Origin of the sequence: Capnocytophaga granulosa ATCC 51502 (genome assembly GCF_000411115.1) — a bacterium.
Classification (GTDB): Bacteria; Bacteroidota; Bacteroidia; order Flavobacteriales; family Flavobacteriaceae; genus Capnocytophaga; species Capnocytophaga granulosa.
In genome coordinates this window covers 540,613-564,152 of sequence record NZ_KE150253.1, presented here as the reverse complement: position 1 = coordinate 564,152, position 23,540 = coordinate 540,613, and the positions used below count along the sequence as shown (strand labels likewise).

The 23,540-nt window shown below is 42.8% G+C and carries 23 protein-coding genes; 10 read left to right on the top strand and 13 right to left on the bottom strand.

The genetic code is table 11. The features are described 5' to 3' along the window. The 5 genes from HMPREF9331_RS13210 to HMPREF9331_RS07480 all read right to left on the bottom strand — a co-directional run. On the bottom strand, positions 1 to 297 hold a 297-nt coding region (locus tag HMPREF9331_RS13210), incomplete at its 3' end, for a hypothetical protein (RefSeq protein ID WP_016420389.1). Continuing rightward, positions 281 to 904 carry a ribonuclease H1 domain-containing protein gene (locus tag HMPREF9331_RS07495; protein WP_016420388.1) on the bottom strand — a complete coding sequence of 208 codons (624 nt, stop codon included), beginning with the start codon at positions 902 to 904 and terminating at the stop codon, positions 281 to 283. The genes HMPREF9331_RS13210 and HMPREF9331_RS07495, both read right to left, overlap by 17 nt. A gap of 2 nt (positions 905 to 906) precedes the next feature. Beyond that, complete coding sequence (locus tag HMPREF9331_RS07490) at positions 907 to 1,566, bottom strand: TrmH family RNA methyltransferase (protein WP_016420387.1); 660 nt, start codon at positions 1,564 to 1,566, stop codon at positions 907 to 909. 4 nt (positions 1,567 to 1,570) lie between these two features. Continuing rightward, positions 1,571 to 2,722, bottom strand: a complete 1,152-nt coding sequence (locus HMPREF9331_RS07485; protein WP_016420386.1) for a heparan-alpha-glucosaminide N-acetyltransferase domain-containing protein — start codon at positions 2,720 to 2,722, stop codon at positions 1,571 to 1,573. A gap of 1 nt (position 2,723) precedes the next feature. Continuing rightward, positions 2,724 to 3,368 (bottom strand): MBL fold metallo-hydrolase, encoded by a 645-nt coding sequence (locus HMPREF9331_RS07480; protein ID WP_040357162.1) that lies wholly within the window; start codon positions 3,366 to 3,368, stop codon positions 2,724 to 2,726. 162 nt (positions 3,369 to 3,530) lie between these two features. Between HMPREF9331_RS07480 and darH the strand changes: the two genes are divergently transcribed. The 9 genes from darH to HMPREF9331_RS07435 all read left to right on the top strand — a co-directional run bounded on the left by darH (position 3,531) and on the right by HMPREF9331_RS07435 (position 14,942). After that, on the top strand, positions 3,531 to 4,535 hold the full coding sequence (gene darH / locus HMPREF9331_RS07475; RefSeq protein WP_016420384.1) for a BtrH-related acyltransferase DarH: 1,005 nt from the start codon (positions 3,531 to 3,533) through the stop codon (positions 4,533 to 4,535). A gap of 41 nt (positions 4,536 to 4,576) precedes the next feature. Beyond that, the gene (locus HMPREF9331_RS07470; protein WP_016420383.1) at positions 4,577 to 6,592 is read left to right on the top strand and encodes a hypothetical protein; all 2,016 of its coding nucleotides are present in this window, start codon (positions 4,577 to 4,579) and stop codon (positions 6,590 to 6,592) included. Positions 6,593 to 6,650: 58 nt separating this feature from the next. Continuing rightward, the gene (gene lpxK, locus HMPREF9331_RS07465) at positions 6,651 to 7,637 is read left to right on the top strand and encodes a tetraacyldisaccharide 4'-kinase (RefSeq protein WP_016420382.1); all 987 of its coding nucleotides are present in this window, start codon (positions 6,651 to 6,653) and stop codon (positions 7,635 to 7,637) included. Positions 7,638 to 8,160: 523 nt separating this feature from the next. After that, complete coding sequence (locus tag HMPREF9331_RS07460) at positions 8,161 to 9,423, top strand: SPFH domain-containing protein (RefSeq protein ID WP_016420381.1); 1,263 nt, start codon at positions 8,161 to 8,163, stop codon at positions 9,421 to 9,423. A gap of 14 nt (positions 9,424 to 9,437) precedes the next feature. Then, positions 9,438 to 10,148, top strand: coding sequence for a hypothetical protein (locus HMPREF9331_RS07455; protein WP_016420380.1), 711 nt, complete (start codon positions 9,438 to 9,440; stop codon positions 10,146 to 10,148). A 5-nt stretch (positions 10,149 to 10,153) separates the two neighbouring features. Beyond that, positions 10,154 to 12,016, top strand: coding sequence for a hypothetical protein (locus HMPREF9331_RS07450; RefSeq protein ID WP_016420379.1), 1,863 nt, complete (start codon positions 10,154 to 10,156; stop codon positions 12,014 to 12,016). A 12-nt stretch (positions 12,017 to 12,028) separates the two neighbouring features. Continuing rightward, the gene (locus tag HMPREF9331_RS07445) at positions 12,029 to 12,946 is read left to right on the top strand and encodes a hypothetical protein (RefSeq protein ID WP_016420378.1); all 918 of its coding nucleotides are present in this window, start codon (positions 12,029 to 12,031) and stop codon (positions 12,944 to 12,946) included. A 2-nt stretch (positions 12,947 to 12,948) separates the two neighbouring features. After that, positions 12,949 to 13,971 (top strand): hypothetical protein, encoded by a 1,023-nt coding sequence (locus HMPREF9331_RS07440; RefSeq protein ID WP_016420377.1) that lies wholly within the window; start codon positions 12,949 to 12,951, stop codon positions 13,969 to 13,971. A 2-nt stretch (positions 13,972 to 13,973) separates the two neighbouring features. Then, complete coding sequence (locus HMPREF9331_RS07435; RefSeq protein ID WP_016420376.1) at positions 13,974 to 14,942, top strand: hypothetical protein; 969 nt, start codon at positions 13,974 to 13,976, stop codon at positions 14,940 to 14,942. Positions 14,943 to 15,007: 65 nt separating this feature from the next. Here HMPREF9331_RS07435 and nqrF read toward each other — a convergent pair whose 3' ends face one another. Genes nqrF through HMPREF9331_RS07400 form a run of 7 tightly spaced genes read right to left on the bottom strand, consistent with a single transcriptional unit; the run spans position 15,008 to position 21,578 of the window. Next, positions 15,008 to 16,321, bottom strand: a complete 1,314-nt coding sequence (gene nqrF, locus HMPREF9331_RS07430; RefSeq protein ID WP_016420375.1) for an NADH:ubiquinone reductase (Na(+)-transporting) subunit F — start codon at positions 16,319 to 16,321, stop codon at positions 15,008 to 15,010. Next, positions 16,305 to 17,042: an NADH:ubiquinone reductase (Na(+)-transporting) subunit E gene (nqrE, locus tag HMPREF9331_RS07425; protein ID WP_009642965.1), complete on the bottom strand. Its 738-nt coding sequence runs from the start codon at positions 17,040 to 17,042 to the stop codon at positions 16,305 to 16,307. The genes nqrF and nqrE overlap by 17 nt, the downstream gene beginning before the upstream one ends. A gap of 20 nt (positions 17,043 to 17,062) precedes the next feature. Beyond that, complete coding sequence (locus tag HMPREF9331_RS07420) at positions 17,063 to 17,710, bottom strand: NADH:ubiquinone reductase (Na(+)-transporting) subunit D (protein WP_009642966.1); 648 nt, start codon at positions 17,708 to 17,710, stop codon at positions 17,063 to 17,065. 4 nt (positions 17,711 to 17,714) lie between these two features. After that, on the bottom strand, positions 17,715 to 18,458 hold the full coding sequence (locus HMPREF9331_RS07415; protein ID WP_009642984.1) for a Na(+)-translocating NADH-quinone reductase subunit C: 744 nt from the start codon (positions 18,456 to 18,458) through the stop codon (positions 17,715 to 17,717). Between the two features lie 2 nt (positions 18,459 to 18,460). Next, entirely contained in the window at positions 18,461 to 19,687 is a 1,227-nt protein-coding gene (locus tag HMPREF9331_RS07410) for an NADH:ubiquinone reductase (Na(+)-transporting) subunit B (protein WP_016420374.1), read from the bottom strand. Between the two features lie 19 nt (positions 19,688 to 19,706). Further along, positions 19,707 to 20,210 carry a DinB family protein gene (locus HMPREF9331_RS07405; RefSeq protein ID WP_016420373.1) on the bottom strand — a complete coding sequence of 168 codons (504 nt, stop codon included), beginning with the start codon at positions 20,208 to 20,210 and terminating at the stop codon, positions 19,707 to 19,709. Positions 20,211 to 20,222: 12 nt separating this feature from the next. Further along, positions 20,223 to 21,578, bottom strand: a complete 1,356-nt coding sequence (locus HMPREF9331_RS07400) for a Na(+)-translocating NADH-quinone reductase subunit A (RefSeq protein ID WP_016420372.1) — start codon at positions 21,576 to 21,578, stop codon at positions 20,223 to 20,225. A gap of 331 nt (positions 21,579 to 21,909) precedes the next feature. Here HMPREF9331_RS07400 and HMPREF9331_RS07395 point away from each other — a divergent pair, with 331 nt between their 5' ends. Next, a complete protein-coding gene (locus tag HMPREF9331_RS07395; RefSeq protein ID WP_016420371.1) occupies positions 21,910 to 22,563 on the top strand; it encodes a hypothetical protein in 654 nt (217 codons plus the stop codon). Positions 22,564 to 22,735: 172 nt separating this feature from the next. Here the strand turns inward: HMPREF9331_RS07395 and HMPREF9331_RS07390 are convergent, their stop codons facing one another. Beyond that, positions 22,736 to 23,506, bottom strand: a complete 771-nt coding sequence (locus HMPREF9331_RS07390) for a 3'-5' exonuclease (protein WP_016420370.1) — start codon at positions 23,504 to 23,506, stop codon at positions 22,736 to 22,738. Between the last annotated feature and the right edge of the window lie 34 nt (positions 23,507 to 23,540).

Here is a 23,540-nt window from a genome sequence, read left to right as displayed (position 1 = left end):
GAACTTTACTCCCTTTTTGAAAGCGGGTGCAAAATTACAACCTTTTTTCGAAACTACCAAATCTTTTTTCAAAAATATTTTTTGGCCTATTTTAATGAACTCACTCCCTTTTCGAAAGCGGGTGCAAAAGTACAACTTCTTTTTAAACTGACAAAATATTTCAATGAATTTTTTTGAATTATTTTTTAAGTGGTTGATTGTCAGTATCTCCATAACCTCCGAAGGGAGAACTAAATGGGAGAAAATTGGTAGAAAGACAGTACTTTGGCTCTTTGTCTTATTATTTTTTATTTCCATAATCGGCGGGGATTTCGCCCCAAAGTTGGGTTTCCCACTTAAGAATAGGATTGGTATAGGTATGCGTATGGAGCCACTTCTCGGCACGTTCTATCAGTTCAAAGACTTTTTGGTTGGCCGCTTCCATAGGAAGTTTGGTCTTGCACCTCTTTTGTTTTACCCATGAGATAGCAATTTTGCTATCTGAATAAATGGTACGGCTATCCCCCGATAAGGCCAGCTGTGCTAGGGCATGTACAATAGCCAAGAACTCCCCTATATTATTGGTTGCCTTGGCAAAGGGGCCTTGGGAGAAATAAATTGTTCCAGTAGAGAGGTCTATAGCACGATAGTACATAGTTCCTGGATTCCCGCTACAAGCGGCATCTACCGCAATACTGTGGGGATTGTAGGGGGGCTTTTCCCCGAAAGTAGGGGCTACGGGTGTATTTTTTTTCCCTACATGTGCCCAATAGTTCTCATGGAATGCCTTTTGTGCTGCTTCTTTAGTAGGAAAGGACTTATATTTGGCTGTAGGATAGCCCGATATATTCTTCTTACACTCCTCCCAAGAAGAAAAAACGCCTACATTATAGCCCTCCCATACGGTATAGTATTTCTTTGCCATAGTTATTTGAGCGAATAGTAACGAGATAGTACATCGGTAAGGCTACGAATGGAATTTTTCGTCCATTGTAGGCGCAAAAGCAGCTGCTCTTCTTCTGAAAGTTGCCAATTAAGCGCTGAACTACGCAGTTTGGTTGTGAGGTATTGGAGTATTATGGCCACACTAACCGAGATATTAAGGCTTTCGGTAAAGCCGACCATAGGTATAGTTAAGAAGACATCGGCCTGGGAGATCACCTGTTGGGAAAGGCCATCTCTTTCTGTACCAAAGAAAAAGGCGCTCTTGGGGGTTATATCAAACTCTTGCAGAGGTACCGCTGTAGGGGCAGGCAGAGTGGCCACAATCTGATAACCCTGTGTCTTGAGAGTATCTATACAGGGCTGTACCTGTGCATACCGATGGGTGGTCACCCATTTCTCGGCACCCATAGCGATTTTGGCATCCAAGCGTTTGCCATATTTTTCCTCTATCATATGCGCTGTCTGTACGCCAAAGACCTCACAGGTGCGAATCACTGCGCTGGCGTTGTGCATCTGGAAAATATCTTCTATGGCTACGGTAAAGTGTTGGGTTCTATTGGAGAGAATCTCAGTGAACCGCTCCTTGCGCTCCTGGGTAATAAAATCCTCTAAATAAGTGAGTAATCGCTGTTCTTCGGTCATTGTTTTAGTATTTCTGTTTGACAAAAATTGCCCCTATTCTTCTGAGAAATTGGTAGATTTTTGCTTTTATAAAGTCTATCTTTTCATCTATTAGAGCCTCTTTGCGCATGTATAAGAAAGTAATAAGTATGGTTACTATCACAAAGAGAATCGCTCCTATGATTGCCTGCCATGGGGTGAGTTGATCGTGAAAATAGCGATATAGCCCCATTCCTGTAAAGCTTCCATATAGGATTATATAATGAATCACATAGATAGAAAGGGTATTTTGTCCTATTTTCTGCAATGTTGGGGAGGTGATCACATGTCGAAGAATCATAAAGAGAGCAAAAAAGAGTAGCACATTGCCTATACGCTTTATCAGATAGTCTCCATGGGCAATCAGTTGTAAGGAATGTATCTGTAGGGTATCGGCTATTTTACCCATCCAATAGGGAAAAGTAATCAGTATCACTCCCAAAAGGATATACCATATTATCATATTGCGATACAAGTGGGGATTTTCTCGATTTTTATAGAAGAGAAAGCCCATAAAGCCTCCTAAGGAAGCATAACCAAACCAAGGAAATATGGTAAATACCGAGTCATTTTCCTTGGTAAAATAGTTAGCCAAGGCCATTGGCAAATATTCGTAGGTTAGGTGACTATAGATTGGTTCAAAGAAAAAGGCCACAAAGGTTGTCCCCAGCAGCATGATCGACATACGCAATCGGTTTTTCCTTCGGTAGGTGAGCAGATAAAAGGCAATAAGAAAGAGCAGGGAAAGGCCTATGCAGTGGAGCACATCTACTCGCCTGACATTCATATCGGTATAACCAGGGGTGAAGAGGTTAAATATATTGGCACGCAGCAGGTAGGCAATGATGATTAGGTTGATGCCTCGCCTTACCCCTTTTTGTACACGCACATGATTCCAACCCATTTTGGCTGGATTCTGTTCCTTGATCAGCAAGTAGGTAAAAATAAAGCCCGAAACAGTAAAGAACACAGGAGCCGTCATACCTCTGATATAGTGCCAAGTGGCATAGAACAAGTTATTCTCATCACGATACTCAGGTGCGAGCAAGCCGTCTATAAAATGCCCTTCGAGCATCATACAGATAGCAAAAGCCCTGATAATATCTATAAAAATCAGTCGCGAGGTGGTTTGTTTCATTTTATTGGATTTGCAAAAAAGGATTCAGGCGCTTCTCTTCTCCTATAGTAGTGGGCGCGCCATGTCCACTATGTACCTCCGTTGCATCGGGTAGGGAGAGCAGTTGGGTGCGAATACTATGTAGGAGTTGGTCATAATCCCCCTTGTAGAGGTCGGTACGGCCTATGCTTCGGCGAAAAAGCGCATCGCCTGAGATAATCTTGTGTTGGCTTTCTATATAAAAGGCTACACTCCCTGGCGAATGTCCTGGTACGAAGCGTAGCGTAATGGGCGTATCCTCCAAATGAAGGATGGTATGCTCATCTACAAACACATAATCTCCGTCAAACTCAGGAAAATCAAAACCAAAAAGGCGTGCATCCAAGGGGTTACGCTCCAAGACTTCTTGTTCGTTAGGATGCAGATGCACAGGCAAAGCAAAAGTATCACAGGCCCATTGTAGACCAAAGACATGGTCTATATGTGCATGGGTTAGTAGGATTTTCTCCACGGTAAGCCCTTTTTCCTTGATAAAATCTCGGAGCTTTACCTGCTCTGAGTGAATAGCACAACCAGGGTCTATTAGGAAAGCCTTGCCTTGTGCTCCATATAATATATAGGTGTTTTCCGAAAACGGATTGAACGTAAATGACTGTAATGTAAGCATTTTTGCAAAAGTAAAAGATACATTTTTCGAAACTGCAAAGATACTATATTTTGCAATTACAAGCAAAATCTTTGTCCTTAAAAAATTTTGCTAAAAAACCGCCTTTGCTTTTTCTCTTATCCAAGATTTTTTTTGTACTTTTGCCTTTCTTATCATCTGTATATGTCAATTGTATTCCAACATAACCAATCCGCGCATTGTGAGAACGGTACAGCTTCTAACCTATTGAATTACTATGGGTTGAAGCTCAGTGAGCCTATGATCTTCGGGATTGGCTCTGGACTATTGTTCTTTTATTTTCCTTGGCTGAAAGTCAATCAGGCGCCTGCTATCAGTTATCGCACCATGCCTGGACATATTTTTTCCAAGGTTGCCCGTAGGCTGGGGTTTCGTGTAAGGCGTGAGCGGTTCTCCTCTCCACAGAAGGCACAGCAGGCCTTAGATGAGAAACTACAGGCGGGCATGCCTGTAGGCTTACAAGTGGGAGTGTATCATCTGACCTATTTCCCTGATGCGTACCGCTTTCACTTCAATGCGCATAACTTGGTCGTATATGGTAAGGAAGCAGATACCTACCTTATCAGTGATCCTGTAATGGAAGAACCTACAAGGCTTAGCTCTCAGGAACTTGAGAAGGTACGCTTTGCCCAAGGCACCCTAGCGCCTAAAGGACATATGTATTTCCCTACACACCTGCCCAAGCAGATAGACTTAAAGGAGGCCATTGGCAAGGGTATCAAGGATACTTGCAGCCAGATGCTCGCCCCTGTACCTATTGTTGGGGTCAGGGCGATCAGGTGGGTAAGCAAAGATATATTGCGCTGGTATGACAAGCGAGGGGTCAAAATCACCAATCACTACCTTGCCCAAATGATCCGTATGCAAGAGGAAATAGGTACCGGTGGGGGTGGTTTTCGCTTTATCTATGGGGCTTTCCTTGAGGAAGCCGCCGAAGTGCTCAAGTGCGATGCCCTAAAGGAATGTTCCCAAGAGATTACGGCCATCGGTGACCTATGGCGTGATTTTGCAGTGGAGGTAGCACGCTTATATAAGAACCGCAACCAGGCGCATCGCGCCGCTTATGAGGGGCTTTCACAGAGGCTCTCTCAGATCGCTCAGCGCGAAGAGGCTTTTTATAAAAAACTTAGAAAAGTGGTGAGTCGTTAGTGATTAGTAACTCAAAATTCAAAACTTAAAACTTAAATAAGATGACAAAGAAACAATATAGTGTAAAAGAAGTATTTGACAGTCACATCAAGGATGGAGTGGTAGCCAAGCATACAGGCTTTCTCCTGCTGTATGACTTGGTGCGCTACTTCCGTCCTAAGCGTGTGAGCCATAACATTTCTCTTTTGGAACTTATCGGCTATCTGCAGGAGAACCCAGAGCAGTGCAAGATCTTAGGAGCGTATATCAAGGACTTACTCTCTGGACGACAGTTCGGCCGAATGATCTCTGAGGTGGGAATTCTACAGGATTCGAGTTTCTTTTATGAACTCAACAGGCGCTTTTCGGCCAAGATACTCCCCTTTCAGCCTGAAAAAGATACCTTACAATATATCCTCAACCAAGTGTTCTACCTACAGACAGACTATCTGTGGATCGAGCGCATAGACCGCAAGGAGTTTCGTCTGCTCTTTGAGCTTTTAGGCTTCCATGATCTTTTTGCTCAGGAAGAACATCAGCATAACAGCCTTACCCAACTCTGTGAAGCCATTGGGCTAATCACTCAGCGTATGAGTGGACGCACCTTGGAGTCGGATATTATCCATATGGTGCCTGAATACAGCTATTTGGAAAGTCCTTTTCTGAGCTTTGAACGAGAGTTTGACAGCATGCGTGAGCCTATTCTCCAAGGCGAACCCCTCAATGAGGAAAACCTTAACTACAAACAGCTGATGGTGCTCTTCCATCAGTGTCAGGATTTTGTTCAACAGGCCTACAAAAATGCTTCCAAATATGGGATCACCATGCGTGTCAATCAGGGACTCTTACGCCTCAACCAACAACTCTCACGAGTAAAAACCCTAATAGAACTACTGGTTGTCAGCAGCAAAAAGGATAAGATAGACAACACTATTTGCATGGCACTCAAGCTGATAGAATACAACTGCTATAAAAACAATATACGCACCTTTATCAAGGAAAGTACCCAAACGGTTACCTACGAGATCACCCAGTTCAACGCCTCCACAGGGGAAAAGTATATCACCGATACCCCCAAGGAGTACCTCAAGATGCTCCGAGCCAGCCTCGGTGCAGGGTTTATCGTTGGGTTTTTATGTATCTTCAAGGCGCTATTACACGAAGTACATGCCAGTGCTTTTGGTCATGCTTTCCTCTATAGCATGAACTATGCCTTTGGTTTTATCCTGATCTACCTGACAGGCTCTGCACTGGCCACCAAGCAGCCTTCTATGACCGCCACTACGGTAGCTCGTGTAGTAGAAGAGGGTATGAGAAAACAATGTAAGGAAGAGGAAAAACACAGCGAGTTTGCCATGTTCTTCGCCCGCTTGTGGCGTTCGCAATTCATTGCCTTTGTAGGGAATGTCATTATGGCCTTTGCCGTTGCCCTGCTCTTGGTATGGGGCGCGGAACGACTTTTGGGAATGAATATAGTGGCACATAGTTGGGACAAACTCCTAACAGACGCTTCCCCTATACACTCCAAACTCATCTTACATGCCGCTATTGCTGGAGTATTCCTCTTTATCTCAGGTATTATTGCAGGAAATGTCTCCAACAAGCAAAAGCACAACCAATTTGCTTACCGTATAGAGGAACATCCTATCCTAAAACGCGCCTTAGGGGTCAAGAGAACCAAAAAATTAGCTGCTTGGCTTGACCACAAGCGCCCAGGGATTCTATCCAACTTCTGGTTTGGGGTATTCATGGGGAGTACTGCCTCTATAGGAACTTTCTTTGACCTTGATTTGGATATACGCCACATCACTTTTGTAAGTGGAAACATTGCTATGGGGCTTTATGGCGCTGCTTTCCACCTAGTCTGGAGCATGTGGATATGGATTTTCGTTGGCTTAGTTATCGTAGGGTTTATCAACTTTATTGTAAGCTTTGGCCTCTCTCTTTGGGTGGCTTTCCGCTCTAGAAATATCCCTGATTCGGAGATCTTCGCCCTTATCAAGGCTGTATGGAGACACTTCAAAAAGGCGCCTATGAGCTTTGTACTCCCTAAACGGTCGTCAGTGGTTAGTGGTTAGTAGTTAGAGATTAGTGGTTAGTGGTTAGTAACTTAAAACTTAAAACTCAAAACTCCCCATGCGTTTCCTTCTTTTTCCTTTTGCTATTCTTTATGGAATAGCGGTGCGTTTACGGCACTTCTTATATGATAGGGGGTGGCTTTACTCGAAACAGTACCCCTTCCCTACCCTATGTGTGGGCAACTTGGCTGTAGGGGGTACGGGAAAGACCCCTATGGTGGAGTACTTAGTACGCCTTTGGGGAGAGGAGCAAGTGGCTATTCTTAGCCGTGGATATAGGCGTAAAACAAAAGGCTTTGTTCTTGCCGACGCTTTGTCTACAGCCCTTACCCTAGGCGATGAGCCTTTCCAGTACCACCGCAAATTCCCCAAGGCAACCGTGGCAGTATGCGAAAGTCGCCAAGAGGGTATCGAGCGACTGCTCCAAAACCCTCACTTTCGGGTGATCCTCTTGGACGATGCTTTCCAACACCGCAAGGTACAGGCTGGGCTAAACTTGCTACTGACTTCCTACGACAAGCTCTATACCAAGGACTTTCTACTGCCCGTAGGCTCGCTTAGGGACATCCGCTCCCGTGCACGCAAAGCACAGATTATTTTGGTTACCAAGTGCCCAGAACTATCTGAAGAAGCACAACAAAAAATCATACAACAGCTCCACCCCCTACCCCATCAGCAGGTATTCTTTACCCGCATTGCCTATGCTACAAAGGTATGTCGGGACGGAGACAGCCTACCTTTGGAAGATTTCCTTTCTGCACCCTTTACTCTTGTAACAGGTATTGCCAAACCTACTCCCTTGGTTACTTTCTTGCAAAGCAAAGGAGCTCACTTCACACACTTATCCTATGGTGATCACCATCATTTTTCAACAAAAGAAATCGCTTTCTTAAGCCAACAAGGACGCCTGCTCACCACAGAGAAAGATTATGTACGCTTGGGCTTTGCGCTCCCCCAACTCTACTACCTCCCCATAGAAACCCAATTCCTCAACGAGAAAGACAAGGAAATGTTTGACAAAATAGTTTTGAGCTTTGAGCTTTGAGCTTTGAGTATTCCTTGGGGCCTTATAAAAACATAATTTAAGTTTCGCAAGTCGTTTTTAGGCTATTATTGCAATTATAAATAACTAATAATCAATTATTTGTAAAAACCTCCCCCTTGCCCCCTCCGAGAGGGGGAATAAATTTGTTGAAAAAGATAAAAATTGTCTATCAATCTGGAAAATGTCCTCTCTCTAACTTCTTGAGAATCATAAACTATCTCATTCCCCCTTTGGAGGGGAAAGCCAGCGAGTGTTCACAGCTGGGTATGTGAGGGAGTGAATATCAATAAGTTACAGAACTTGCGAAACTTAAAAACATAATTATCAAAGGAGTAGAGACAATTGTATCTCCCTATTCTTCAAGAAACAACAAATTGAGTATTAGAAAGTTAGTGAATAACATTTAACTATTGATTCGTATTACTTATGCTCCATTTCAAAAAATACAAATAACTCTTTTAAAAATTAAAAAAAAATCTTATTTTTGCCATGTAATAAACCCAGATTCAATAATCACTTTATTATGGCAATAATAGACTTAGTCAGTTGGTCTCCACAAGGGAATAAAACTATATATGCTTGGCGATTTCCTCAAACCAACTTATCTACTTATACACAGCTAATTGTACAAGAATCACAAGAAGCTGTTCTATTCTCCAAGGGGCAAATTGTAGGCAAGTTTGGCCCTGGTAGGCATACCCTCAACACAGAAAACCTTCCTATTCTCAGGAGTTTATACGGAATCCCTTTTGGAGGAAAGAATCCTTTTACTGCTGAAGTTTGGTTTGTAAACAAGGTTCAAACCTTCAGTATTGATTGGGCTGTAAGCCAAATGCCGATTCATGATCCTGACTATAACACCCAACTTCCTTTGGTAGCTGGGGGGCGTTATGGGTTAAAGGTCAATGATGCTGAAAAATTCTTGATACGCGCCGTTGGGGCTAAATCAGAATATACACAAGATGACCTTACTGAACAGTTTTTCGGTGAGTTCTCCACTAAAACCAAATCCCAAATTGCTCAGTACGTCATCAAACATCGTGTGGGTTTCAAGTACTTATCCGCTTTTTTAGATGAGATTTCCGACTATCTGAAAAATGTACTCAATCCTTTTTGGGATAACTTGGGCTTAGAACTCTTACAGTTCAATATCACCTCTATCGATATAGACAAAACCACTGAAGAGGGGCGCAAAGTAGCCGAAGCTATTGCAACTCAGGCCTCTATGTCTATCACAGGACATACTTGGCAACAAGAACAGATGTTCAATACGGCTAACAATGCCATTGATGGTTTCGGTAGTGGCAATGGAGGACTCCTAGGAGGACTTATGGCCATGAGTATGATGGGGGGAATGGGCGGCAATGGAGCCGTGGGAGGCAGCATGATGCAACCCCAATACAACCAACCCAATTTCCAAGGAGGAACAGGAAATATCCAAGGACAGGAACAGGAACAAGGACAAGTCAAGATGGTTTATTGTTCCAACTGTGCCAAGAAGTTCCCAAGCACTTCACGCTTTTGTCCACATTGTGGCGATCCCTATAATCCCTGCCCCAAGTGTGGAACTGACAATGACCTCTCAGCCAAACGCTGTGTGAGTTGTGGCACCCTACTGCAACAGGGCAATAGTACTTGCCCTCATTGTAATGCCCCCTTAGCCGAAGGGGCTACTTTCTGTGGAAACTGTGGCAAGCAAGTACAATCCAGTGATACTTGTAGCCGTTGTGGTACACCCCTTCCGCCTCATGTGAAGTTCTGCCCTAAGTGTGGTAACAAACGATAATAATCACTATAATTATGGATACAAAAAAAACACTTACCCTTTTGGTGCTGCTCATCGGTGAGGCTATCATCATAGCGGGATTTGTGCTATTCGCTGGGCACTGGGAGAATAGTATTCTAGTACTAAACATCTTAGTAGCCTCCCTTATCTACGGGCTTTGCTTTGCAGAGGTGTTATCACCTTGGGGCAATTTTTCCAATCCCTCTCAGCAGAAGGTAGGCTCCTTAGGACTGCGTTGGTTCTCTATTGGCCTCTATGCTATCTGTGCTATAGGGGTCATGGTCGCGGCTAATCTCTTTTTCTTATGGACTTTCTTCCTACAATTGTTAGTACAAGGAGGGCTTATCTCACTGCTACTGTTGAGTGTTGTAAGTTTCCTGTTGGCCTCTGACAAGGTAGCCGAGGTACATACTCAACAAGCCCTACAACGCAATGGTATTTCGAATATGAAAAAGGCGATCCAAGCGCTAAAAAATAGCACTGAAAAGGTAGCAAACCTGCCTGAATCTCTTAGCAAGCGTATCCTTTCCCTTGAGGAAAACCTGCGTTTCCTCTCCCCTGCCCATACAGCCGAGGCTCAAGAGACAGAACAACTTTTTATGCAAACCGCCGAAGATATGCTACTTGCTATGCCCAACTATGCTCTCAATAAGGATACTATAGAAGGCCAACTCCTAAAGCTCGAACGCTTATTCCAAGATAGAAAAAAACTTTATTCAAATTAACATATATGACTGGCAAAATTTTTCCCGAATCCAACAATATCTACCAAGATCAAGCTAAGATATTATTCAATTATTACAGCCAAGTGGCTGAAAAAATCGTTGCAGAAGAGGAACGAATAGAAAAACAAATCGCTATCCTAGAAGAAGAAAAAGCAGCCCTACAACAGAAAATAGCTGGCCTATGGGTATGGTTTCTCTCCATCATCCTATTCTTTGTCTATTTTATTAAGAAAAATGCCTTTGAAAAGGAAATTGCGGAAAAGGATAGCCGTATCGCTGAGTTCCAAAAGCAGCATAAGGAGATCTTCCGTGACTATAAGGTAAGCAAGTTGGGTGTGGCTTATGTACCCGTGGCTGACCAGATTAAGTATGAGGACAAGAGTTTTATCGTAGATTATACCGGCCGTGTAGCCGAATCGGAAGTAACCCTACAGATACCTCGCCAAAATGACCTCTTGATAGAGACCATCGGTACGCTAAATAACCTCTCCTCCGAGGCTCCTATTGTGGAAACTTCCGCTGATACTGAGACTATAGAAACCGATGCTTATTCTACTTCCCTACAACAGCTCAACCAGTATGATTATTTCGGAAAGTTAGAGCGCTCCCTTAGAACCATCTCTTATTGTATGGATGAGCTGGACACCTCTTCTGTATCCCTACCTTTGGTAGCCGACAAAAGCGAATACCTACAACAGCTCAACGAATTTACTACCGATAATATCCCGCCGAGCTCCCCTGTCATCGAGGTATTCAATAAGGAAAAATACACTCAGAGCGTAAACAAATTCCAGGAAATCAACAAATTAAAAGATTCTCTTTCTACCAAAACACAACAATTCGAGGAAGTCCTCAAGAACCTAATGATGACCATGGCCAATTCTGTACAGGCTATCTCCGCCCTTAAGGTAGCCTCAACCGATAAGGTGATCAATGAATCCAATAGAATACTATACCAAATTCTTAAGTCTCCCTACAACCACTATTCGCCTATTTTAGAACATGAGGAGATTGAGCGTATCCGTCAGGAAAAATTCGACTATAGCGATTCTATGCAGGGTTATCAGCCTTTCCAGCTCAAGCCTAGTTCACGTGTACACTACAACCTGCTTACAGGTATGTGGACAGCCGAGGATGGTAGTACCACTCATATGCCCTTCGGAGTTCACCAAATCTACGAGGAGATTGTCGCTCCCATAGTACAAAATCTTATGCAAGAGAACCGCATAGAGCGCCTTAAGATATACAACCATATCAAAGACCAAAAAATGAGCTACCTCAATAAGTGGCATCAGGATGTAGAGGCCTTCTATAGGGCAAGCCGTGCCGAAAGCTCCGATATTATCAACCTTATGCAGGAAAGTCTCCGTGAATATGTAGCCGCCTACAATGCCTTGACTAGCCTACAACGTACTGAAGATAGTATGGTTCAGTCCAATGATAACAATCTGGACACTACCATTGTCAATGTAGCTGATAATTCCGCCGAGACTGTTGCTGCCTTTACACTACAATCCGAAGAGTTTGCCAAAGTACAAACCGATTTTGAAGACTATATGGAACGTCTCAATGAGGATATTAAGCGAAGAGCCGAACGATTTAACCATATAGAATACTATGATGCCAAGTTGCGCGACGGCCATTCCAACGAAATTGCAGTAGCTACTGATGAAGTACGCCTCTTAGACAAACGACGCAAACCGCTCGCCCTTGTCAATCCGCTTTTTGCCAAGACTTCCGAGCTGCCACCAGTTCCCAAAGTGGAGGAAATCACCTACGAGCATATCTCATTGAACCTTCCTGTCATTGCTAAGAATGCTTTGGAAACCCTTGAGAAAAAACAAGAAAATAAAACAACTAACTCCTAAACAGCTAAATATATGGCACATATAGATTTTGTATTAGATACCAAGCCTATGGCTCAGGAGATAAGCTCTATCTCCAATCATATCAAAGGTACCACGGCTGCCGTTGCAGCCATGCAGACTGCCGTTGTTTTAGCTGAGCAAAAGGCCGCAGATCAGGTATGTAGCAACGTCAACAAAGGATTCTATACCATGATGCGTTCCCAAATTTCTCAGAAAATAGCTACGCTACAGAGTCAAGTGGATTCTTTCCTTATGCAGCTCAATGCACAACGTAAACAGCTCTTGGCTATCAAAAAACAAATGGAACGCGATTATAACATGCTCTGTAGCCGATACCTGAAACTCTTCAATGGACTCAATCAAAACCTCCATCAGCGTGTCTTTGAATTGGACAAGCCTACCATCAACTTTGCTGTACGCGAAGTGGAGCGTATCTCCAACAGAACCAAATACCTCACCGCTACCGTTCCGCTCTCTCAGGTGGAATCCTTGTCTGATAGCCAAAAAATATTGGCCTCCAATGTAAAATACCGTGGTGCTAAGGTGATAGAGTCCATGAAGAATTTTCTATCAAGCTCCATCGAACAGAAAAAAATAACGGATAAAGTACTGCTCGAAGGCAATACCCAATCCGAGAACCTTGTAACACCCGTACTCATAAGCGAATACTGTTTTGATAAGTATGGCACTAAGAATCTCACTATATGGATAAGTAACACCTTATTAAGTCCTCAAGCACAGACTGCTGTAAAAAACACATTAGGCCAGCAGTTAGAAACCCTCTCGTGGGTAAATCATACCGAGACTGATAAGGAAATAAAGAGCGAATTTAGCAAACTCGTATCAAAGAGTACTTCTTCCCAACGAGTGAAAGATATGACCCTCAAGCTGTTTGCTGATACCTCTTTCCAAACCATTAAAAAACAATAGCTATGAGTTATACAAGAAATTTTACAAAGAAGATAGATGTCCATTATTCATGTGATGTAGATTATCCAGCTTCAGAACATGGAGGTACAACTACCTATCATGGTATCGCCACCGAGATTGTATCTATAGAGGTAACGGTAGATACCAACCCTTTCGATCAGAGTGTTATCAGCTGTAACAATATGGTCAATACCCTCACCTCCTCGGTGGCTGCTACCGAAGCTGCTCAGATTGTGTCCATCAACAAGAATGCCGAAAAAGTGGGGAACACTATCATCAACGGCTTTTTCAATACCATTCGCTTAGAGATAGACCAGCAAATCGTACAACTCAATAACCATATTAAGTCAACTCTCTTACACCTACGCGAATTTAAAAAACGCTGTATCGAGAAACAAAAGCAGATGGAACGAGATTATCACAATATAACCAGCCGCTATTTGAAAATCTTTGAAGATCTCAACCATGAGCTTTCTAACCGTATCCACCAAATTGACAAACCTGTTTTTTCCTTTGCTGAACAATGTCAACAACAGCAAAATCGTACCATAGGGAACGACATGGTCAGTACAGTGGCTGTCTTTGGTAATGAAACAGGAGAATTACAAGCACGTATCAGTGCCTCTGTAACTAAGAAGCGCACCCTCGATGCTATCGGAAAAGCAAATACTTTCTTACTCAAACAAAAACAGTTGGAGCATACAGTCAATAAAAATATCCTCAAAGAAAATATTGATGCCATACAATATGCCCCTATCTGTCTCGTAGAAACACATGACGCTCAAAACCAAATAGATAAAAAAATATACACCTCTGACCTGCTTGCCAATATCCCCCCACAAGAACTCACAAATGGCTTTCAGCACAAAGCTTGGGGAACCTTATCTGATAAAGAAAGTAGCCAGATAAGCAGATACTTCAATGCAGAACTCAACCAACAATACTCCGATACAGATACACATACCTCACGTATAAGAGAGAATATTCTCAAATTGCTAAACTTCAATCATATAAAAAGTCTATAATTATGGAATTAAAAGAAATTCGTTTCAATGAAAGTAATATACAACTAAAAGATAACTTAGTCAAAGGAAGTATCTTACCTGAAAAGGTGGCTGAACTCACTCGTACCATTACCATACAAGGCAATACCCTCATAGAAGGCCCTGTATATGCACATAAGTTAGAGATACAAAATGGCGACTTAGAGATACAAGGAGCCGTCTTTACCCAATTGGAACTCTACATCAATAGTGAGGCCAAGGGGAATATCTCTTTTGCTAAAAGTGTTGGCTCCGCCAATTCCATTGTATCACGAGCCTCTAATGTCAAATTGATTTTTCATTCGGATATCAATGCCAAGAGCGTCACCCTCTACAATGCTTTTGTGGCAGGAAGTATCTATGCCGATGAGGTTATCTTGGAAAACTCTGTTGTATGTGGCGGGGTATTCTCTACCCAAGAGATAGACTTAAAGAACTGTATTGTAGGCACTTTCAATGCTCCTTCGGTACGAGTAGAAGGGCTGTTATACCTGTTGCTTCCTAGTGCTTTTTCTATAGAAAAGATGCTTACCACTGCTGATACGAGACTTTATAACCTAAGCCTAGCCGACCTCGGCGCCCTATACAGAGGACTCGAACAAGCGCCTAATTCAGGAAAAATAGCCATGGATACCGAAACAGATGAAATAAAATCTCATCTAGCTGATGAGCATGTACAGAAAACACTACGTAGCTATACCGTAATTGGTAAGGTATTGGCGGCTGACCTACTTGATACCGATAAGTTCCAAAACCATTTCCTCCTTACGGCTGCCAGCCTCGGAAGTCAATTGCTCAAAACCTATGACTTAGGCCCTAACAAAGAGGGAGAACCCTCCCTGCTGACTATAGAAAACATTCGAGATTTCTTCTTTGATATCCTCAATGGAAAAATTGATATCCAAGAGATCAATAGCAAGTTCAATATCTCTGATATAACAGGCAAATTCTAACTTGAATAATGCAAAAAATCCGACCCATTGCTGAGTCGGATTTTTTTATTATGAAAAAAATAGTTTTAACCTCCAAAGTCATCAAAACGAATGTTTTCGTCAGGCATACCGAAGTCTTGCCCCATTTTCTGAACGGCCTTGTTCATCATCGGAGGACCACAGAAGTACAATTCTATATCTTCTGGTGCTTCGTGTTTGCTCAAGTATTGTTCTATTACAGCGTTGTGAACAAATCCTAAGAAACCATCGCCTTCTTTGTCATTGATGTCTTTCTTCACTTTCCAGTTGTCTTCTGGTAGTGGTTCAGAAAGCACGATAAAGAACCTGAAGTTAGGGAACTCACGCTCTAGTTCACGGAAGTGCTCTACATAGAAGAGTTCTCGCTTAGAACGACCTCCGTACCAGTAAGTTACGGTACGTTTTGTCTTCAAGGTTTTGAACAAGTGGTATAGGTGCGAACGCATAGGCGCCATACCTGCTCCCCCACCTACGTACAACATCTCAGCATCGGAGTCATTGATAAAGAACTCTCCATAAGGCCCTGAAATGGTTACCTTGTCTCCTGGTTTGCGAGAGAAGATGTAAGAAGAGGCTACCCCTGGATTTACATCCATCCAGCCGCCTTTAGCTCTATCAAAAGGAGGAGTGGCGATACGTACGTTAAGCATGATTTCTCGTCCTTCGGCAGGGTAAGAGGCCATAGAGTAAGCACGCTCTGCTGGTTCTGGGTTTTTCATCACCAGTGGCCATAGCTTGAACTTATCCCATTCCATCTTGAACTTCTCAGGCTCACCTGGGTGTTCTACTGGGTGTGCAGTAATGTCAATATCGGAGTATTTTACCTCGCAAGGAGGGATTTCTATCTGGATATATCCCCCTGGTTTGTAGTCCATATCTTCTGGGATTTCCACTACAAACTCTTTGATAAAGGAGGCCACATTGTAGTTTCTCACTACAGTTGCTTCCCACTTCTTGATACCAAACACTTGTTCAGGTACCCCGATTTTCATATCTTGTTTTACTTTCACTTGGCAGGCGAGGCGTACCCCCTCTTTGAGTTCTTTTTTCGTAAAGTGAGGAGTTTCGGTAGGGAGTGCTTCTCCCCCACCCTCATACACGTGGCATTCGCACTGCAAGCAAGATCCCTTACCCCCACAAGCAGATGGAAGGAAGATCTTCTCATTACCCAAGGTAGAAAGCAAGGAACCACCTATGGGAACTTCTATTACCTTATCATTGTTGATGGTAATCTTCACTGGCCCCGATGGGGTTAGTTTTTGTTTTACATAAAGCAAAATCGCCACTAACAAGAGGATTATCACTAATAATCCTACCACCGTTACCGTAATAGTTGTTAATATTTCACTTACTAAAATCATTACTTAAGTCTTTTGTGTTATTGGCTAATTTATCAGTTTTTACTTCTTGTTGAACGGTTGTAGTCTCTTTCTTAGGTTCTTCCTTCTTGCTGCTACCACCGGTGAGCATACCACCAAAGCTCATAAAGCCAATGGCCATAAGCCCTGTGGTAATGAAGGTAATCCCTAAGCCTCGCAAAGGTGCTGGTACATGAGAATAACGTATTTTCTCACGAATGGCAGCCAAAGCCAAGATCGCAATAGCCCAACCCAATCCTGAGCTGAATCCGTAGGCTACAGATAGTCCAAAGGAGTGGATAGTTTCCTCACGAGATTGCATAAAGAGTGATCCCCCTAAGATCGCACAGTTTACCGCAATAAGTGGCAAGAAAATACCCAAGGAGTTATACAAGGAAGGAGAGAACTTCTCTACGATGATCTCAACCAACTGTACCATGGTAGCTACCGTTGCGATAAAGAGGATGTAAGTGAGGAAGCTCAAGTCATAAGAGGCATATTCCGCTCCGAGCCATGATAAGGCACCTTCTTTGAGAATATACTGGTTAAGCAAGTAGTTCATAGGCACGGTAAGAGTTTGTACGAAAACTACAGCCGCTCCCAAGCCTATAGCGGTAGATACCTTTTTGGATACCGCCAAGAACGAACACATACCCAAGAAGGTAGCGAAAACCATATTCTCTGAGAATATAGATTTAAATATCAGTGTTAAATATTCTAACATTTTCTTTTCGTTTTAAGTGATTAATGACCTTCTTCTATAAGGGCTTTGTTACGTGAACGCTGTACCCATACTACAATACCATAGGTTACCAAGGCCATAGGGGCCAAAAGCATAAAGCCGTTGTTTTCATAACCCAAGGCATACACTCCTGTCTTCTTGATAGGGTCGCCTAATACTTGGAAACCAAGTATAGTACCAGAACCTAAGAGTTCTCTGAAGAATGCTACGATAAGCAAGGCGATAGAGTATCCTCCTGCGTTTCCAAGAGCGTCAAGGAAAGACTTCCCTGGAGGATTCCCCAAGGCAAAAGCCTCAAAACGTCCCATCAAAATACAGTTGGTGATGATAAGCCCCACATATACCGATAGCTGTTTGCTTAGGTCATATACATAGGCTTTGAGCACGAAATCCACCACAATTACCAAGGCAGCCGCTACGATGAGCTGGGCGATGATACGAATCTTAGGTGGTATCACATTTCTAAGCAAAGAAATGGCTACGTTCCCCATGGCCAATACGAAGGTAAAAGAAAGGCTCATCACGATTGCCGCTTTGAGCTGTGCGGTAATGGCCAGCGCGGAGCAGATCCCCAATACCTGTACCGTTACGGGGTTATTATCCCATAGGGGATCAGTTACTAATTTAATATCTTTTTTTGTTAGTCCCATAGTCTTATTGGTTTAAACTTTTAATATAGGCTACATAAGGGGAAAGTCCGTGTGCGATCATCTCTGCTACCCCGTTTCCGGTAAGGGTGGCTCCAGCGATAGCATCTACCTTTCCGTCCTCTTTACGTTTGTTTTCTGGGTCTGCGTTGCTCTTTGAGATCTGAACACTCTGGAAGGCGCCATTGGCATCCAAGACATGCTCTCCTATGAAGTCATCCATGAAGAAGCGTTCCTTGATATTGGCTCCCAAACCGGCAGTCTCTCCTTTGTGGTCAAAGAACACCCCTTGTATCACAAAGTCCTTATCTACGGCTATATAGCCCCAGATAGCATCCCACAATCCACGCCCATTTACAGGAATGATATAGAGGGTCTTTCCGTCTTTTTCTCCTACATAGAGGGGAAGTCCTGAGCGGTGTCCGTTGAAGTTGATAAGGTCTTCAGCTCCTTTTACTTCCTTAGCAGTATTGCTCTGAGGATCTATAAGGTACTGTGCCTTTACATATTTGTCAAACTCAGTATTGGCCTCTGCGGTAGTGAGGAAAACTACTTTACCTTCCCCAAGGGCGCCTTCGTTATGATTCACACCCATGGCATAAAGGATATTTTGCTTTTTCTCCAATTTCTTGTTTTCACTGATCTGGCCGCTAAGTGCGGAAGAAATTCCCGCTAGCAAAGCCCCTACGATTACCACCATGACAATGGCGAAAATCACTGTATATGAATTACTTTCTGTCTTGACTGCCATAATTATGCGGTTTTAGTAGTTAGTTTTAAGCGTTTTTTACGGCGAGACACATTGGCCTGTACCACAAAGTGGTCTATAGTTGGAGCCAATACGTTCATCAGCAAGATAGCGAGCATCACCCCTTCTGGATAAGCTGGGTTGAAGCAACGTATCATAATGGCAAAGAAGCCTGCGAAGAAGCCGTAAATGTATTTCCCTGTATTGGTCTGTGCAGCAGTTACTGGGTCTGTAGCCATAAATACTGCTCCGAAAGCCAAACCTCCGATAAGCAAGTGCTCATAAGCTGGTAAGCTCCACAAAGCGTAGAACTGGGTGCCTTCCATGCTTGGTGCCAAGCAGTTAAAGATACTTCCCATTACAAAAGCCCCTACAAAGGTACTGAGGATAATACGCCAAGAAGCAATCTTGGTATAGATAAGGAACAAAGCACCTAAGAGGATAAGCAGTGTAGAGGTCTCCCCTACCGAACCTGGGATAAACCCATAGAAGAGGTCAGATAGCTGGTAAGTACCTGTCTGCCCTTGGGCTAAGTTTCCTAAGATAGTCTCTCCTGATACGGCATCAAGTTGTGCGCCACCTGCAATTTCCTTGGCTCTACCTAAAGCTCCTTCTACCCATACCTTGTCTCCTGTCATATAAGTAGGATAAGCGAAGAAAAGGAAGGCACGGATCGTAAGGGCAGGGTTTAGGATATTCATACCTGTACCACCGAATACTTCCTTACCAATAATTACTCCGAAAGCTACTGCTACAGCAAGCATCCAAAGAGGAATGTCTATAGGTACGATAAGGGGTACGAGCATCCCTGTTACTAGATAACCTTCCTCTACTTCGTGCTTGCGAATGGTTGCAAAAATAAACTCAATTCCCAAACCTACAAGGTAGGAAACAATTACCAAGGGAAGTACTTTCATCGCCCCTATACAGAAGTTTGCCCCACTCCAGAAGTCTCCACTGAAAAAGGACATACCTGCCTGAGGTTCTAGCGTACCAAAAGCCACTTGGTGTTGGTATCCTGCATTGAAAATACCAAAAATCAAGCAGGGAATCAGCGCCATAATCACGGTGTTCATAGTCCGCTTTAGGTCATCTGCTGCCTTAATGTGGGTACCCCCGTGGGTTACCTCATTAGGCGTATAAAGGAAAGTGTGGAGCGCATTGAAGGTCGTTTCCCACTTGGTTCCCTTATACTTTTCTTTTAGTGTATGTAATTTACTTTTTAAACTCATTTTATTATGAATAAGTTAATTATTTCTTTTTTATGGATTTGCGAATTAGTTTTAAAGCCCAATCATAATGACTTGATGTTGCCGAAACTAAGTAAGAGCCTAAGGAAGTACTCCCCGTCCAGTGATACTTTTTCTTAGTGAAAAGCTCCTCATCTGTGTGTTTCTGTATAAGTTGAAACACTTTGTTATGAGTGGCTTCAAAAAGTGAGCGTATCTCAGTAAGTGACACTCCTTGACACTGCTCCCATATCTCTCGGTTGAGCTTAGGGGTGTCAGAAAAAGTATAGCCTTCTTTGGGTATTTTGGGTTTCTCACCTCTCATCCCTACCTCATACCAGTTTAAGAATAATAAATGCCAATGATACAAGTGACCTATGACATCACGAATATTCCTATTCATAGTACCTTCGGGAAATTCTTTTTCTCGCTCTTTGTCAGATAGTGCTTCTATCAAAGAAACTAACTTTTGGTAGTTTTCTTTGGCTAAAGCCTCTAAATCTTGCTTCGTTGTAGGTCTTGCCATATATAGTAACTTTTATCCCAATTCGTCCATCATCAAATCCAAACCGTTTCTAATGATTTGCTGGTGTGGCTGTTTGGACACACATACAAACTCGGTCAAGGCAAAATCCTCAGGGGCTACTTCATAAGCTCCTAAGTTTTCCAATTCGTCCAAATCCTTATACAAACAGGCTTTGAGCAGCTGCATAGGGTAAATATCTAGTGGGAATACCTCCTCATACATACCTGTTACTACAAAGGCACGTTGCTCCCCGTTGGTATTGGTGTTGAGGTTGTATTCCTTATCTGGGTGTAGCCAAGAGAAGGTCAAAGCACGAGTGAGGGAAATCTTGTTAGAGATTGGTTTTGCCCAACCCAATAGGTCGTAGTCATTACCTTCTGGAATAGCTGTAATCTGGTCATCATAGAAGCCTAAGTAAGTGTTTTCACACACCTTTCGACCGGTAAGCACATCTCCGCTGATGATACGGGTAGCGGCAGGATCTTTTACCCCTGCTCCTACTACACTCTTGATTTGTGCCCCTGCAATAGCCGTTACATAGTGAGGACTTTCCATAGAAGCCCCTGTAAGCGCTACTGTACGGGTAAGGTTTAGGTGTCCTGTAAGGAAAAGCTCGCCTATAACTACCAAGTCCTGAGGAGCAATCACCCATACTACTTCTCCCTTGTTGATAGGGCTAATTTTTGCAATTTGGGTGCTGACATTACCTGCTGGGTGTGGCCCTGAGACGTTGTGCAATACGATATCCTTAAGACTGCGGAAAGGAGAAAGAGAACTGTCCTTGAAGACAGATACATGCACCTTACCAGTGGTAAGTTTGGAAAGGGCAGTAAGAGCCGCCTGCAATTCCTTTTCCTTGCCCTTGAGCACATAGTCATAATCAGGGGCTAGCGGATTGGTCTTGCAAGCCGAGATGAAAATCTCCTTAGGTTGGCTGTCAGGGCTAGCAATCACGTCGTACGGACGTTGCTTAATCAGCGGCCAAGCACCTGACTCGAGCAAGTGTTCCTTGATTTGCTCTGGTGAGAGTGAGTTTACCTCCTTCTTTCCAAAATCCTGGAAAGACTGAGTAGCATCGGGAGTAATTCTGATTTCCAGAATTTTACGGCGTTCTCCACGGATAATCTCCGTGATAGTACCACTAACGGGAGAAGGGAAGAGTACCCTTTCATCTCTTTTGTCGTAGAAAACGGCGTCTCCGGCTTTGAGTGTTGCCCCTTCGCGTGCGATGAGCTTAGGGATGACGCGGTGGAATTCAGCAGGCTTAATACCATACACAGCCGCCAGTGGAGCAGGTTTCGTAATGGCATCAGCTTTTCCTTTCAGCTGAATATCCAATCCTTTTCGAATACGGATGTCGCTTGACATAGGATATAAATTAGTTAGTTTCTTAAAAAGTCGTGCAAAAGTATTATTTTTTTTTGAATTAATTAGTATGGAAACCAACTTTTAACAGCCATGTTTTGTTATTTATACTCTTTATAAATTAGTAAAGAATGAAGCGTGAAGAGCGAATAGTTTTTTCTCTCTTTACTTTTCATTCTTCACTAATCTCTGTTATTGTTTTCTTAAATTCAATCCCTCACAACCCATTGAAAACAAATGTGTTACATATAAAACCCAAAAAAAGATGTAATCCATACCTTCTTGTTTGAAAAAAAAACCTATCTTTGCCCCGAAATTTAAAATACATTTTAAGATGAAAAAAATTATTTTATCAGCTTTAGCTGTATTTGCATTTGGCGTTGCCAATGCTCAAGAACTTACTTCTTCTAAAGGAGAAAACTACTTACCAAAACAAGGTGATTGGTCTATCGGATTTAATGCCAATAGTGCTTTGGAATTTGTAGGAAATGCTTTCAATGGTAGTACTGGTAACAAAGTAGCTTTCAACAGCAATGATGCTACTCAACTTCCAGGATTCGATAAAAGTGTTAGCTTCGTAGGAAGAAATTTCACGTCTGATACTACTGCAGATCGTTACACTGCTAACCTTCTTTTCTCTTTTGAAAAACAAAAAGATGTAGATGCAACTAATGCATTTGGTCTTTTGGTAGGTTATGGTAAAGAATGGAGAAAAGGCTCTACTCGCCTACAAGGTTTCTATGGAGTTGATGGTCTTGTTGGTTTTGGTTCTCCTGCTAAAAAGAACACTAGCTTCCTTATTGGTGCACAAGGTTTTGCTGGTGCTGAATACTTTGTATTCCCTAAAGTAGCTTTAGGAGCACAATACTCATACGGAGTATTCTTCAAATACAAATCAGTAAACGATGCTTCTACTATTAACTTCAACATCGGTACTCCTGATAGTGGTTTCGGAACAGCTTCTGTACTCCTAAACCTTTATTTCTAAGAATTAGTTTTTTCTTTATAGAAATTAGGAAAACCGCTTCCCAAAAGGAAGCGGTTTTTTTATTCGTCTTGTGAATCAAGGATTAAAATCCCTATATAATCTCATTGATCCATTGTGTCTTAGAAAGTCTGTGAGTAAATTTCAACTATTGATTAGTGGCATTAATCATTAATCATTGCCCCATTTTCCTAAGTCGTATTGCTGTGAGTACTTTCTTGGTATAGAGAGGAAAATCGGCATTGAGCATCCAGCCAAAATAGCCTGGTTCTTCCTCCAGGATTTCCTCTACCTTGCGCCCTTTGTGTTTGCCAAAAGTAAATATCTCTTCTCCTTTTTCATTATAGGCAATAAAGCCCGCAAAATCAGCTATTTGCTTTCGGGTAGTGAAGTCACTGAGCTGTTTGATGTCATTGGGCAGGGTATCGGCATAGGTATCAAGTTGTGCCTTGAGAATCTCATAGGTCGCTGTAGTGTCGGCCTCGGCAGAGTGGGCATTGTCCAAGGATTTCTTGCAATAGAACTTATAAGCGGCAGAAAGGGTGCGCTGTTCCATTTTGTGGAAGATCGTTTGTACATCTACCGTTACACGGTTCTTGAGGTCAAAATCTACCCCTGCACGCAATAGCTCCTCGGCCAGTAGGGGTATATCAAAGCGATCGGAGTTATAGCCCGCTAAATCGGAGTCTTTGATCATTGTATGTATCTGCTTGGCCAGCTCCTTGAAGGTCGGGGCTTGGGCGACCATAGCATCGCTGATCCCATGAATATCGGTAGAGGCAGGCGGAATGGGTACGGTAGGATTCACCAGCCATGTCTTACTCTCTCTATTACCATTAGGATATACCTTAAGTACAGAGATTTCTACGATACGATCGCGGGATACATCGGTGCCTGTAGTCTCTAAATCAAAGAAACAAATCGGGCGGGTAAGGTTCAGTTCCATTAGAATGTTTTTACAAGATAAGAGAGTACAAAAG

Excerpts from the sequence above, each read along its gene's own strand:
- HMPREF9331_RS07495 (WP_016420388.1), bottom strand. The coding sequence starts at position 904 with ATGGCAAAGAAATACTATACCGTATGGGAGGGCTATAATGTAGGCGTT.
- HMPREF9331_RS07490 (WP_016420387.1), bottom strand. The coding sequence starts at position 1,566 with ATGACCGAAGAACAGCGATTACTCACTTATTTAGAGGATTTTATTACC.
- HMPREF9331_RS07485 (WP_016420386.1), bottom strand. The coding sequence starts at position 2,722 with ATGAAACAAACCACCTCGCGACTGATTTTTATAGATATTATCAGGGCT.
- HMPREF9331_RS07480 (WP_040357162.1), bottom strand. The coding sequence starts at position 3,368 with ATGCTTACATTACAGTCATTTACGTTCAATCCGTTTTCGGAAAACACC.
- darH (WP_016420384.1), top strand. The coding sequence starts at position 3,531 with ATGTCAATTGTATTCCAACATAACCAATCCGCGCATTGTGAGAACGGT.
- HMPREF9331_RS07470 (WP_016420383.1), top strand. The coding sequence starts at position 4,577 with ATGACAAAGAAACAATATAGTGTAAAAGAAGTATTTGACAGTCACATC.
- lpxK (WP_016420382.1), top strand. The coding sequence starts at position 6,651 with ATGCGTTTCCTTCTTTTTCCTTTTGCTATTCTTTATGGAATAGCGGTG.
- HMPREF9331_RS07460 (WP_016420381.1), top strand. The coding sequence starts at position 8,161 with ATGGCAATAATAGACTTAGTCAGTTGGTCTCCACAAGGGAATAAAACT.
- HMPREF9331_RS07455 (WP_016420380.1), top strand. The coding sequence starts at position 9,438 with ATGGATACAAAAAAAACACTTACCCTTTTGGTGCTGCTCATCGGTGAG.
- HMPREF9331_RS07450 (WP_016420379.1), top strand. The coding sequence starts at position 10,154 with ATGACTGGCAAAATTTTTCCCGAATCCAACAATATCTACCAAGATCAA.
- HMPREF9331_RS07445 (WP_016420378.1), top strand. The coding sequence starts at position 12,029 with ATGGCACATATAGATTTTGTATTAGATACCAAGCCTATGGCTCAGGAG.
- HMPREF9331_RS07440 (WP_016420377.1), top strand. The coding sequence starts at position 12,949 with ATGAGTTATACAAGAAATTTTACAAAGAAGATAGATGTCCATTATTCA.
- HMPREF9331_RS07435 (WP_016420376.1), top strand. The coding sequence starts at position 13,974 with ATGGAATTAAAAGAAATTCGTTTCAATGAAAGTAATATACAACTAAAA.
- nqrF (WP_016420375.1), bottom strand. The coding sequence starts at position 16,321 with ATGATTTTAGTAAGTGAAATATTAACAACTATTACGGTAACGGTGGTA.
- nqrE (WP_009642965.1), bottom strand. The coding sequence starts at position 17,042 with ATGTTAGAATATTTAACACTGATATTTAAATCTATATTCTCAGAGAAT.
- HMPREF9331_RS07420 (WP_009642966.1), bottom strand. The coding sequence starts at position 17,710 with ATGGGACTAACAAAAAAAGATATTAAATTAGTAACTGATCCCCTATGG.
- HMPREF9331_RS07415 (WP_009642984.1), bottom strand. The coding sequence starts at position 18,458 with ATGGCAGTCAAGACAGAAAGTAATTCATATACAGTGATTTTCGCCATT.
- HMPREF9331_RS07410 (WP_016420374.1), bottom strand. The coding sequence starts at position 19,687 with ATGAGTTTAAAAAGTAAATTACATACACTAAAAGAAAAGTATAAGGGA.
- HMPREF9331_RS07405 (WP_016420373.1), bottom strand. The coding sequence starts at position 20,210 with ATGGCAAGACCTACAACGAAGCAAGATTTAGAGGCTTTAGCCAAAGAA.
- HMPREF9331_RS07400 (WP_016420372.1), bottom strand. The coding sequence starts at position 21,578 with ATGTCAAGCGACATCCGTATTCGAAAAGGATTGGATATTCAGCTGAAA.
- HMPREF9331_RS07395 (WP_016420371.1), top strand. The coding sequence starts at position 21,910 with ATGAAAAAAATTATTTTATCAGCTTTAGCTGTATTTGCATTTGGCGTT.
- HMPREF9331_RS07390 (WP_016420370.1), bottom strand. The coding sequence starts at position 23,506 with ATGGAACTGAACCTTACCCGCCCGATTTGTTTCTTTGATTTAGAGACT.